This window comes from Acinetobacter sp. YH12208, from assembly GCF_013418055.1.
Taxonomy (GTDB): domain Bacteria; phylum Pseudomonadota; class Gammaproteobacteria; order Pseudomonadales; family Moraxellaceae; genus Acinetobacter; species Acinetobacter pseudolwoffii.
On the sequence record NZ_VPCT01000006.1, the window covers coordinates 16300 to 28412 of the forward strand.

The 12113-nt window shown below is 45.9% G+C and carries 14 protein-coding genes; 9 read left to right on the forward strand and 5 right to left on the reverse strand.

The window, feature by feature from the left end; genetic code table 11:
• Positions 1-28 precede the first annotated feature (28 nt).
• Positions 29-1741, reverse strand: coding sequence for an electron transfer flavoprotein-ubiquinone oxidoreductase (locus FTU95_RS07425; protein WP_180078049.1), 1713 nt, complete (start codon positions 1739-1741; stop codon positions 29-31).
• A 186-nt stretch (positions 1742-1927) separates the two neighbouring features.
• Between FTU95_RS07425 and FTU95_RS07430 the strand changes: the two genes are divergently transcribed.
• The 5 genes from FTU95_RS07430 to FTU95_RS07450 all read left to right on the forward strand — a co-directional run bounded on the left by FTU95_RS07430 (position 1928) and on the right by FTU95_RS07450 (position 6353).
• Positions 1928-2539, forward strand: coding sequence for a DUF1285 domain-containing protein (locus FTU95_RS07430; RefSeq protein ID WP_005095365.1), 612 nt, complete (start codon positions 1928-1930; stop codon positions 2537-2539).
• 48 nt (positions 2540-2587) lie between these two features.
• Positions 2588-3460 carry a glutamate racemase gene (murI, locus tag FTU95_RS07435; protein WP_180078052.1) on the forward strand — a complete coding sequence of 291 codons (873 nt, stop codon included), beginning with the start codon at positions 2588-2590 and terminating at the stop codon, positions 3458-3460.
• 118 nt (positions 3461-3578) lie between these two features.
• The gene (locus FTU95_RS07440) at positions 3579-4607 is read left to right on the forward strand and encodes a DUF4062 domain-containing protein (RefSeq protein ID WP_005095369.1); all 1029 of its coding nucleotides are present in this window, start codon (positions 3579-3581) and stop codon (positions 4605-4607) included.
• Positions 4608-4672: 65 nt separating this feature from the next.
• Positions 4673-5686: a ferrochelatase gene (gene hemH, locus FTU95_RS07445; protein ID WP_005172935.1), complete on the forward strand. Its 1014-nt coding sequence runs from the start codon at positions 4673-4675 to the stop codon at positions 5684-5686.
• Between the two features lie 22 nt (positions 5687-5708).
• The gene (locus tag FTU95_RS07450) at positions 5709-6353 is read left to right on the forward strand and encodes an MBL fold metallo-hydrolase (protein WP_005172933.1); all 645 of its coding nucleotides are present in this window, start codon (positions 5709-5711) and stop codon (positions 6351-6353) included.
• 38 nt (positions 6354-6391) lie between these two features.
• Here FTU95_RS07450 and FTU95_RS07455 read toward each other — a convergent pair whose 3' ends face one another.
• Positions 6392-6574, reverse strand: a complete 183-nt coding sequence (locus FTU95_RS07455) for a hypothetical protein (RefSeq protein WP_005095373.1) — start codon at positions 6572-6574, stop codon at positions 6392-6394.
• A 174-nt stretch (positions 6575-6748) separates the two neighbouring features.
• Positions 6749-6922 carry a DNA gyrase inhibitor YacG gene (locus tag FTU95_RS07460; protein ID WP_005095374.1) on the reverse strand — a complete coding sequence of 58 codons (174 nt, stop codon included), beginning with the start codon at positions 6920-6922 and terminating at the stop codon, positions 6749-6751.
• A gap of 85 nt (positions 6923-7007) precedes the next feature.
• Between FTU95_RS07460 and FTU95_RS07465 the strand changes: the two genes are divergently transcribed.
• Positions 7008-7652, forward strand: coding sequence for an SAM-dependent methyltransferase (locus FTU95_RS07465; RefSeq protein WP_171063366.1), 645 nt, complete (start codon positions 7008-7010; stop codon positions 7650-7652).
• Positions 7653-7656: 4 nt separating this feature from the next.
• The gene (locus FTU95_RS07470) at positions 7657-8856 is read left to right on the forward strand and encodes a TIGR03862 family flavoprotein (protein ID WP_180078054.1); all 1200 of its coding nucleotides are present in this window, start codon (positions 7657-7659) and stop codon (positions 8854-8856) included.
• Between the two features lie 157 nt (positions 8857-9013).
• Here FTU95_RS07470 and FTU95_RS07475 read toward each other — a convergent pair whose 3' ends face one another.
• Entirely contained in the window at positions 9014-9595 is a 582-nt protein-coding gene (locus tag FTU95_RS07475) for a hypothetical protein (RefSeq protein ID WP_180078056.1), read from the reverse strand.
• Between the two features lie 15 nt (positions 9596-9610).
• Entirely contained in the window at positions 9611-10387 is a 777-nt protein-coding gene (locus FTU95_RS07480; RefSeq protein WP_180078057.1) for a class I SAM-dependent methyltransferase, read from the reverse strand.
• Between the two features lie 113 nt (positions 10388-10500).
• On the opposite strand from FTU95_RS07480, the gene FTU95_RS07485 reads away from it, so the two are divergent.
• Together FTU95_RS07485 and FTU95_RS07490 are read left to right on the forward strand one after the other, a co-directional pair.
• Positions 10501-11772: a hypothetical protein gene (locus FTU95_RS07485; protein ID WP_100534668.1), complete on the forward strand. Its 1272-nt coding sequence runs from the start codon at positions 10501-10503 to the stop codon at positions 11770-11772.
• 126 nt (positions 11773-11898) lie between these two features.
• On the forward strand, positions 11899-12096 hold the full coding sequence (locus FTU95_RS07490; RefSeq protein WP_005172920.1) for a hypothetical protein: 198 nt from the start codon (positions 11899-11901) through the stop codon (positions 12094-12096).
• The last annotated feature ends 17 nt before the right edge of the window (positions 12097-12113 follow it).

Here is a 12113-nt window from a genome sequence, read left to right on the forward strand (position 1 = left end):
GTATGAGCTCGCGCAAGGACTATCCGAATTACATGTTAGGGTAATTAGGACCACCGCCACCTTCCGGTGTTACCCAGGTGATGTTCTGAGACGGATCTTTAATGTCACAGGTCTTGCAGTGTACACAGTTGGCTGCATTGATCTGGAAACGTTTTGAACCGTCATTATTTTCCATGATTTCATAGACACCCACCGGGCAGTAACGCTGCGCCGGTTCATCCCATTTAGGCAGGTTTACTTCAACCGGAATAGAGGCATCGGTCAGCTTTAAATGCGCAGGCTGGTTTTCTTCATGCACGGTATTCGATACAAATACAGAAGATAAACGGTCAAAAGTCAGCTTGCCATCCGGTTTTGGATAGTTTGGCTTGAAGCTTTCAGCGGCTTGGGTTTTCAGTGCAGCATGGTCTTGCACCAGATCATGCAGGGTAAATGGTACTTTGAACACGTTCTGGTCGATAAAGTTAAATGCACCACCCATCCATTGACCGAATTTGTGCATCGCCGGGCCAAAGTTACGTGAATTGTATAACTCTTCTTTGAGCCAGCTGTTGTTGAACTTGTCGGTATAAGCGGTGAGTTCCTTAACAAAGAAATCGTCACCCTCAACCACACGTGCAATCGCCAGATCACCGCCTTTTTCCACACCAGCCGCAATCGCTTCAAATACCGCTTCACCGCAGAGCATGCCGGATTTCATTGCGGTATGTGAGCCTTTGATTTTGGCAAAGTTCAGGAAGCCGGCATCATCACCAATGAGTGAGCCACCCGGGAAAGTGAACTTCGGTAACGAGTTAAAGCCACCTTTGGTCACGGCACGGGCGCCATAAGAAATACGCTTGCCGCCTTCTAAATACTGCTTGATTAAAGGATGGGTTTTCCAGCGCTGCATTTCCATGAATGGATACATATGCGGGTTGGTGTAGGACAGATCCACGATCATACCCAAAGTCACCTGATTGTTTTCAGCGTGATACAGCCACCAGCCGCCTGAAGAACCGGTTTCATTCAATGGCCAGCCGGCGCCGTGCATCACCAGACCCGGTTTGTGCTTGGCAGGATCAATCTCCCAGAGTTCTTTAATGCCGATCCCGTAATGCTGTGGATCTGCATCTTTGGCCAGATTGAACTGTTCAATCAGACGTTTACCGAGGTGACCACGACAGCCTTCAGCAAAAATCGTATATTTGGCATGCAGTTCATAACCTGGAGTAAAGTTATGCGTCGGTTCGCCATCTTTACCAATGCCCATGTCACCGGTCTGGATGCCTTTTACCGTACCATCTGCATGATACAGAATGTCTGAGGCGGCAAAGCCCGGGAAGATTGAAACTTCCAGTTCTTCAGCTTTTTGGCCTAACCAGCGCACCACGTTGCCGAGCGAGATGACGTAGTTACCATCATTGTGCATGGTTTTTGGCACCATCCAGTGTGGTGCTTCTTGTGATTTTTCATCTGAAAGCAAGAAGAAAGTTTTATCTTCAGTCACCGGCACATTGAGCGGTGCGCCTTGTTCTTTCCAGTCCGGGAACAATTCATTAATGGCACGCGGTTCAAGCACAGCACCAGACAGAATATGTGCGCCAACTTCGGAGCCTTTTTCTACGACACAAACGGACAAATCATTTAAGTTGTTTTCAATTGCAAGTTGACGGATTTTGATCGCAGCAGATAGACCCGCAGGGCCTGCGCCGACGATGACGACGTCAAACTCCATCGATTCACGTTCGATGTGTTCCATGTAGGACTCCTCATATTACTATTCGGTGGCAACCATAATCGGATGATTGGGTGCTGCCATAAGTGTTCTTGGTTCCTAGACACAAAAATACTGGTGTCTTTGATAATCTGGGCTAGTATAGTTTTAAACCGAGTTTTAGCCAATTGGCTGAAACATATTATTTTTCCGTCATTAAGGTCTTCTTTTATGGATAAGCCAGTACCCAGCAAACATCTGACGAAAAAAGTAACTTCTCCTGATGATAAAAATTTAATGGATATCGCGCAATACTTAAAAGATGCACAGGGCGGTCACAAAAGGTCAATTCCCCCTTTGGAGCAATGGCAGCCAAAGCATTGTGGCACAATGGATCTGAAGGTTTTGGCCAATGGAGAATGGTGGCACGAAGGTCAATTGATCAAACGCCAAGCCATGATTGACCTGTTTGCAACCGTCCTTTGGAAAGAGCAGGGAAAATTCTACCTAAAAACACCGGTAGAAATGATTGAAATTGAAGTGGAAGATGAACCTTTATTGGTCAATCAGGTCGATCAGGTCGAGATTAATGGACTGAGCTATTTGCAACTGGGCACCACAACCCAAGACCTGATTATTGTGGATGCCGAACATCCGATCTTTATGCGTGAATATAAAGATGAGTTGCGACCTTATGTGCATGTACGTTTTGGAATCAATGCCCTGATCCAGCGTGCCGCATTTTTGCATCTGGTCGAGATGGGAGAGCTTGATGAAAATCCGGCAGGTGAAGCTGTTTTAAGTTTGAAAAGTGGCGATTTAGACTTGCATTTGAGCACCTGAGGTTTAAGCTTGGTCGCTAGAGTTTTTGACACCGCAATTCAGACCGTTATGAGCGCCATTCAACCCATTTCCCCGCTATTAGACCCGATGCCCAACGCAACAGCAGATGCGCCGATTGGTATTTTTGACTCGGGCGTAGGCGGCTTGTCGGTGGCTCTGGAAATTGCCCGCCATCTGCCGAATGAACGCTTTGTCTATTATGCCGATACTGCACATGTGCCTTATGGCCCGAGAGATGATCAGGAAATCCGTAGCCTGACTGCCCAGGCGATTGAATGGCTGTATCGTCAGGGCTGTAAAGTGGCAGTCGTGGCTTGTAATACGGCTTCTGCCTTTAGTCTGGATTATTTGCGTGACTATTATGGCGAGAACTTTCCAATTATCGGTTTGGTGCCAGCACTTAAACCTGCAGTCTTGAATACTCAGTCGAAAACAGTTGCGGTCTTGGCAACACCGGCCACTTTTCGCGGGCAACTGATTAAAGATGTAATCTCCCGTTTTGCCGAACCGGCTCAGGTTAAAGTCCTGCCTGTGACCAGTCTGGAACTGGTACCTTTTGTTGAGGCTGGAGAGCAGATGAGTGAAGCCTGTTTACAGACATTAATAGAGATTTTACAACCGGTTGTGGATCAAGGCGCTGATTATTTAGTGCTGGGATGTACGCATTACCCCTTCCTAAAAGCGTCAATTCAGTATATTTTTGGTCAAAAGCTGACATTAATTGACTCAGGATTCGCAGTTGCGAGACAAACGGCCCGAATTTTAATTAAAAATGAGTTATTATTTGAGCATGAGTGTAAAGAAAGCATGAAAATTGAATTGGTGGTGAGTGGGCAGAATGCTGAACAGCTCCGGCCGGTTTTGCAGCACCTGATTCCTGCCGGTTTAAAATGGCAGATCAGTAATATGAGTGCAGTTTAAAACTCATTTTTATAATTTTAAAAGAACGATATTTTTTCATTTTGGGGTGGTCATATTGTGTCAAAATGCATGAATTCATGCATTTTTTATGCAAATGTACAGGAGAAGAGGATAGCCCATGCTGGATAAACGATACCAAGTGTTCATCTCAACCTCTGGGGCAGAAATGCAGCCGGAACGTATCATTTTGTCTCAAACATTAGTGGGTATGGGGTTCTTCTCTTGGGGACTGGAACAGCGTACGCCGCTGAATACTGCTTTTTCACGCCGCCAGATTGATGATTGTGACTATGTAGTGATTTTGCTAGGCAGTCAGTATGGGGAACAGTCTGTCTCGGGTGTCGGTTATATGCACCTCGAATACATCTATGCAGTGACCAAGCAAAAACCGATTATTGTGTTTATGCATGACGATCCGGCATCACGTGAAAGCTCATTACATGATACCAAGCCGGAATTACGGGAAAAGTTTAAGGAATTTCGTCAATTACTGCAGCAGGAAGTAGACCAGGTCTTTACTTATCGCAGCTTGCGCGATCTGGAAATGGCAGTACGTTTTAATATGCCGCAAATGCTGGAGCGTTATCCGGTGACCGGATGGGTGCGTCCGCAAAATACCCAGGCGCTGCATGACGAGATTGATCAGCTTAAGGCTAAAGTGAGCCAACTGGAGCGTGATGGTGGAACGGCGGAAATAGATCCGTTCCTGAGCCTGCCTAAAGTATCCATGCATGAAGTTTTTTCTTTTGAATACCGGATGCAGGCTTATCAGGATGGAAACTTTAAGGAAATTAAAGTTCAGAAGAAGCTGACTTGGGCGCAATTATTGGCCCTGCTGGGCTCTACCTTTGTCAATCCGACACCGGAAGAGTTTTTCTCCAAGCGGATGAATGAATATTTAAATGAAAACGGTCTGGAAGATGCACGGGCAGAAATGCCACGTGCACATGCCGTGGCTCGTGCCCAGATGAATATTCGTGCCTTGCATAGCTTGAAAATTCAGATGCGCCAGAATGACTGGATTGTGCCATCAGGTCGGGATGACCGCCAGCGCATGCTCTGGCAGATTACGCCGAAAGCTCAAAAATTACTGGACAGCAGTTTGCTGGATTTAGATCGTACTTTTCAATCTAAGTCAGTGTATTAATCCATATAGAGAATCAATCAAAAACTGTTAAAGTACAGGGGTTGATACCATGACGGATAAACTGAATGTCTTCTCCTGCTAAAGCTAAAGTGACGATTATATTGGCCAACTTGGGTACGCCAGATGCGCCCACGATTCCAGCAGTACGCCGTTTCCTGAAGCAGTTTTTGTCTGATCAGCGGGTGATTGAAATTCCGAAACCCATTTGGCAAATAATCCTGCGTTTATTCATTTTGCCATTTCGGCCTAAGCGGGTTTCACAGGCCTATGCACAGGTCTGGGGAGAGGATTCACCGATGCGTGAAATCCTGTTGCAGCAGGTCAATACAGTCAAAACCCATTTGACCCAGCTCTATCCGCAGTTTGAGTTGAATGTGGTGCCAGCAATGACTTATGGCAATCCGAATATTCAGCAGGTTTTGGCCAGAGTGTCTGAACAGCCGCAGGACCATGTGATCTTATTTCCACTATTTCCCCAATATTCTGCTACTTCGACTGCACCTCTCTATGATGCCCTGGCAAAATGGGTGGTGAAGCAACGCAATTTGCCTGGTTTGAGCATCATTCGGGATTATTATCAACATCCTTTATTTATTCAGGCTCTGGCGCAAAGCGTGCGTGACTATCAGGCAGTGCATGGTCAGCCGGAAAAACTGTTAATGTCTTTTCATGGTATTCCGCAGCCTTATGCCGACAAAGGCGATCCTTATGCCGATCGTTGTCGTATTACCGGACAACTGGTTGCACAGGCGTTAGGGCTGAGTGCAGAGCAATATGCGATTAGCTTTCAGTCACGCTTTGGCAAACAGGAATGGATTAAGCCCTATACCGATGTTTTGCTGGAAGACTGGGCCAAACAGGGGGTGAAATCCGTGCAGGTGATGAGCCCGGCATTCTCGGCTGACTGTCTGGAAACGCTTGAGGAACTGGCCATAGAAAATGCCGAAACTTTTAAATCTCTGGGGGGAGGCAGTTATCGTTATATTCCTGCTTTAAATAGCCGTGAAGATCATTTGCGATTGCTGAACAGTTTGCTACAGGCTAATCTGGATGCATTGACACAAACGCTTGCTCATTAATTTTTCCGAGGTTTTTTGCTCTATGTTACAAGTCAAAATTGTTCCGGTTACTGCTTTTCAGCAAAACTGTTCGATCATTTGGGATACGGACACGAAAGAAGCCATTTTGATTGATGCAGGGGGCGAAGCTGAAAAACTCAAAGCTGAGGTCGAAGCTCTGGGCTTAACCGTGAAAGCTTTATGGCTGACCCATGGACATCTGGATCATGCAGGTGCAGTAGGCGCCTTGAAAAAGGCCTGGAATGTACCAGTAATTGGGCCACATAAGGAAGATGCTTTCTGGCTGGACATGATTCAGGAGGTTTCAGCGCGTTATGGTTTTCCTATTCCAGAAAAAGTTGAAGTGACACAATGGCTGGAAGGGGGGGAAATACTGAAGCTCGGTAATGAAGAATTTGAAGTGCGTTTCGCGCCAGGGCATACCCCGGGCCATGTGATGTTTTATAATAGCAATCATGCCCTGTTATGGACGGGCGATGTGCTGTTTAAAGGCTCGATTGGCCGTACGGATTTCCCGCGTGGCGATCATCAGCAGCTCTTGGATTCAATTCAGCGTGAATGTTTTAGCCTGCCGGATGAAACCCAGTTTATTTCAGGACATGGACCGATCAGCACCATTGGTTTTGAAAAGCAGCATAATCCCTTTATTGCAGGCAAAGCGGGTTAAATATCGACGTGAATCAAAGACCAAGTATCCTTGGTCTTTTATTTTGAAAATGGATCACTGCTAAATTGACGAGTTTGCATGTGAATTAGCCATGCCATAAAAGCAAAAAGCACACCCAGTACAATAAACAAGCTATCTTGTTGGAAAATACCGACTCCCAGAGAGAGAAGTGCCAGTAGACCCACCCCAACTAATATGACTTTTAAAATAATATAGCTCATATTATTGCTCTAAAAATAATGTGAAGATTTAAAGTAGAACAATAATGCTAAGGCACGATGAATGGTGTTAAGTCGTGTTGGCTTTTCAGGGTGATTTTATAAACTTTATGTGATTTTTGGCTAATTTTCTACATAGTCTTCAGTTCAGAAATGTTTTTTTACTGTACAGAACTTCTAATCCTCAGAAGTGTCCGCCTGCGGTGCATCTTGAGTGGGCAAGCTATATTCTTCATTGGCCCATGCGCCCAGGTCAATCATCTTGCAGCGTTCTGAACAGAAAGGACGGAAATCATTCTCTTCCCAAGTCGTCAGTTTGCCACAGCGCGGACAGTTTAAAGTAGTGGGCATGAGATCAACTCCAAAGAAAAATAAAGCTTCGATTAGGCAAATATAGCCGCACTTGGTAGACTTATGCGGTTTTTATTAGTTTGATCTGATTATGCCGATTCGTCAATTTCAAGCACAGCGTATGCATGCACCCCGTGATTTTCAAAGCATCAGTCCTGAAGCGGTCTGCATCGAAGTCGGGGCGGGTAAAGGCAAACATGCTTTGTTATTTACCAAGACCCACCCCGATACTCAACTGATTGCGATTGAACGTACCCGCGAAAAATTCCTGGCCATGCAAAAACAGCACGGGATTGAAGGTCAGGCCAATTTACAGACCGTTCATGCCGATGCTTTGCCGTGGATCGTGCATGCATTGTATCCAGAGCAGGTAGAACAATTCTTTATTTTGTATCCAAATCCTGAACCGCATAATCCGGCGCAGCGCTGGGTCAATATGCCATTTTTTGAGTTTTTACTTTCCCGTTTAAAGACGGGTGGAACCATTACACTGGCCAGTAATATTCCTGCTTATATCGAAGAAGCAGAACAGCAGGCGGAACAACTGTGGAAATTACCTTTTATTAAAGAAGTCATTGCCCAGGATTCAGCACGCACTCATTTTGAAATTAAATATCTGGAACGTGGGGAATTGTGTCAGCAACTTATTATTACTAAACCTGAAGCTTATGTGACACGGTTTGATGATTTCCAGCCTTTGCAAGGGCAGAATGCTAGCATCGCGGAATAATCAGATGAGCAAACGTATTGCCATTGTTGGCGCTGGCCCTGCCGGGTTAATGGCCGCAGAAGTCCTTAGTCAGTTTGATTATGAGCTGCACGTCTATGAGCAAAAACCGTCTGCTGCACGTAAATTTTTGATGGCAGGCAAAACCGGCCTGAATATCTCTCATGCGGAACCGGTTGAGCAATTTGTGCAGCGTTATGATCAGGTGGACTGGTTGTCGCCATGGGTCAAACAGTGGGATGCTGTCTGGATTCAAAACTGGATGCAGGAACTAGGCATTGAGCCTTATATTGGTTCATCCGGTCGGGTATTTCCCACAGAGATGAAAGCTGCTCCCTTGCTGCGTGCCTGGCTCAAGCGCTTGGCCAGTCATGGCATCCAGTTTCATTACCGGCATAAAGTCAGCCGCCTGCATCAACAACAGCTTGAGCTGCACGATCTAAAAAATAATGAACTTCGCACTGAAAAATTTGATGCGATTATTTTGGCCTGTGGCGCAATATCCTGGTCAGAACTGGGCAGTGACGGCGCATGGCAAGCCTGGTTAAAACCCGATGAGATTGAAGTTTTTCAGGCCAGTAATGCCGGGGTGGAATATCCATGGTCCAAGTTCATGCAGCCAGTCTTTGGTCAGCCTTTAAAACGTGTAGAAGCCTGGGTCGGGCAAGGTGAAAAAACCACGGGTGACATTGTGATCAGTCATTATGGGCTTGAAAGTGGTTTGATTTATAAGCAGGGAAGAGGTTTACGCGAACAGCTAAAACAAGGTCAGCAAATGCAACTGAGTCTGGATTTATTTCCTGACCAAAGTGTGGGGCAATTGGCGAAAAAATTACAGCCGACTAAGAAGCAGTCTTTAAGCAATGTTTGGCGTAAAGCCGGATTGGATGGTGCCAAAGCGGCTTTGGTGCGTGAACTGGTGGCCAAGACTTGGTGGCAAGATGCTGCTGAATTAGCCAAGCAGATGAAACATTTGACCATTCCACTTACAGGCTTTCGTCCGATTGAAGAAGCGATTAGCTGTGCAGGTGGGGTCAAGCGTGAAGTGCTGTCGGAACAGCTCCAACTTAAATCCAATCCGTATGTATTTCTTTGTGGGGAAATGCTGGACTGGGATGCACCGACTGGAGGTTATCTGCTGACAGCCTGTTTTGCTACAGGCCGGGCGGCAGGTCAAGGGGTGCATCAGTTCCTAAAGGCCAGCTAAGTCATTTTATGCTGAGGGAGAAAAAGCCCTTATTCTGAAATGCAGACCAAGCCTGGACAGTATCATGCTTATCCACGGTGCCTGTATGCACCCGTTGAGCTTAGATGTTCGCTGTGTATTTTAGTCAAGCTGGGTGCAAGCAATGAGCTCCATGGAATTAACTGGCTGGGCGGGCAGATGCTGTGTTGGCATTCAGATCCGGATATTGCGAACGCCAGCGTTCTAGTTGCTCTTGCGCATGCAGATATTTCCCTAAACCTTTGACACTTTCACTGGCCTCATTCACTGTTTTGGTTTGAGTCTCAGGACTATTTACCAATTTGTCCTGATGTTGCCAATATTGATACATCATGCCCTGAATATAACGGCCCTGTTCGGTTTTCAGTTCTAAATCCTTCAGCATATTCAGGGCTGACTGTACATGATCGCGCTGGCGTTGCTGAATAAACTCCGGACTCAAGCTATCTTCATCACGCATGCTGTTTAATTCTTTTTCCAGCTCCGCACTCATTTCCTGAAAACGTTGCTCATAATCGGTCAGTACTGCAATATCATGTGGATCATCAGTGGTTTTGGGAAAGTCTTTCAGCGGCTCGGTTTTCAGTTCCTGCATCACCTGATCTGAAGCCGTACTGTCTGCAGCCGGTTCGGTACTTTCCGATGTTTTCTGGTCACATGCCATGAGCAGCATGACTGCTGCAAACAGGGCAGTGCGTGTCATTCCTGATATTTTATGCATGATTGACTCCTGTTTTTAATTAGTTTTTTTAAATACGTATATATGGGTAATATAAGGAAAATCAATCATTTCCTCTATACCTTTGGCTGTATAGTCCCAGATAATCTGTTCAAGCTGTTGTTTGAGCTGTGCTTGCCGAGATGCCGGCATGGCTGCAATAAAGCTGGTCGAGAGTAGCCGTTTTGATACCACCTGCTCCACACTGCCATGGTGTTGCCGGGTCATGCTGGTTTCTGCATAGGGCTGAAACAGGGTTTGTTGTTCAAACACCTTGCGCCACGCTCCGCTATGATAACGCGGGGTATCACCTTCTAAGGGGGCGATACAATCTGCCAGTGCCTGAACCCAGTCTACCCGGGTATCCCGCTGATTCCAGACCAGAACCAGATAAGCATCGGGTTTGAGGACTCGGTTGAGTTCCTGTAAGGTCTCTGCATTCGCAAACCAGTGAAATGACTGTGCACAAAATACCGCATTCAGGCTATGATCAGGCAAGGGGAGTTGATGGCTCAGGCCTTCAATAGCCTCAATGTCCGGATGGGCCAGTTTTAATTGTGCCAGCATTTCGGTAACCGGATCGACAGCGATGATGTTTTTACTGAGCGGGCGTAAATAGGGAATAAACTTGCCGGTTCCACTGCCCAAATCCAAAAGACGCGCATCGACAGGCAAAGTCAAAGTATCGGCCAGCCACTGACTGATCTCTGCCGGATAATCGGGACGCACTTGCTGATACAGCTCGGCAGATGCACTAAAACCCCGTTTTGCTGCCGGATGTAATGATTGTGTCATATTTTGCGCTTTTTAATCTTTTTGATCGATATAAAATAGCATATTCACTTTTTTGACAGCATTCATTGATTGAATTGTTGTGGAAGGGTTCGATTTACCAGCACGGGAAAGTTATGGACAAGCAGATTGTTTTTGAAGATGAGCATATACGCGCGATTTTTATGCCGGGGTCATCTTCAGAATTGATTTTTTCATTTGGCGATTTGATTACCCGTGCCAAGGGCCTCAACATCAATGCAGAAAAGTCGCTACAGAAATTTGAATTCAATGTTCTGGGTATTATGCCCAAGCACAAATCCTGGTTCCCGCAAGGTTCCATGTGGAACATGTTAGAGGCAGTGGCTGAACTGATTGCGCCGTTTCAGCAGCGGGTTGCCTATGGCGGCTCGATGGGTGGCTATGCCGCGATCAAGTATTCCCGCGCCTTAGGCGTGCAGCGCGTGGTGGCGATGGTGCCGCAATATTCGATCAATCCGGATGATGTACACGATGCCCGCTACAATATGTTCTATCAACCAGAGCTGAATGCAGGAATGCGGGTTGAAGCCGAAGATATCGATAGCACGTGCGAATATATTATTGTTTATGATCCGTATTGTGCCGAAGACCGTGCGCATTATCTGAAATTACAGGCCCTGATTCCGCAGCATCATGTGCTGCATTTGCCATTTACCGGACATGATGCCATTGCCGTTCTGGCCAGTTCCGAATTGCTGTATGACTTTTTGGTACATGATTACGAACCGAGTTATTTTTACCAGAAAATGCGTCGGGTCAAGAAAAACAGCAAGTTCTATTATCGCAAAGTCATTGAAAATGTTTTGCCACGCCATCGTATGGCCTTGGGGCGTATCCTGAAAAATAATGATCTGCAACTGGATAATCAGTTTTTTGATGCCAGCCAGAAACAGGTGATCTTAAGAGAATTATTGCAAAATAAACAGGTCGATCAGCATGACCTGCTCAAGCTCGGCATTCATGTCAATTTGCCGCAGGAAAATCGTCAGTTGCTTCTGGATCAATATGGACATGGTCTGGTATTTAATGTCATCAGTCATAAAATCGAAAGTTATGCAGAAGGCGCGATTGCCCTGAACCATAAATTCCTGATTCCGATTTATGCCAAAGGCAATGGCCTATTGAGCATCAGCTTGAATGATGAGCGTTATCTGGTGGTGATGAATGACCGGCATGTCATGAAACTGATCAAGGAGCAGGATGAACTCAGTCTGGGCATGCACCCGATTCTCATGAAACGTTATAGCGATTATTATATGTTCAGCTATAAGCACTTGAATTTAAGTACCAATGAGTATGGCGCTGCGGCCTTTATCGATGAAAGTGACAAAAATACGCAGTTTGTGACGCACAATGAAATAAACTAGCTTTATTTTTTAATAAAAAACAATTACTTGACATGTGATTGGCTAGGCATAATATAGAGATAGGCGGTACAAATAATATCCACCCGTACTGCTCCCGATAGTTGAAACGAACCAGGGGGGCTCTATATGATGCAATCTGCCCAGATGATACAAGTCTGTTTCATGGTCGGTTTAGCGCTGCCCAATCTGGCACATGCAGAAAGTGTACATCCAGCCGTGATTATGATGAGTGCATCGATTATTTTCATGATCATTCTGGCGGTGTATGTGATCTATAAAATCCGGCGTTCATTGCGCAATCATCTCGATAAACCGCTGGATTAAGATTGGCAGAGCGGAAA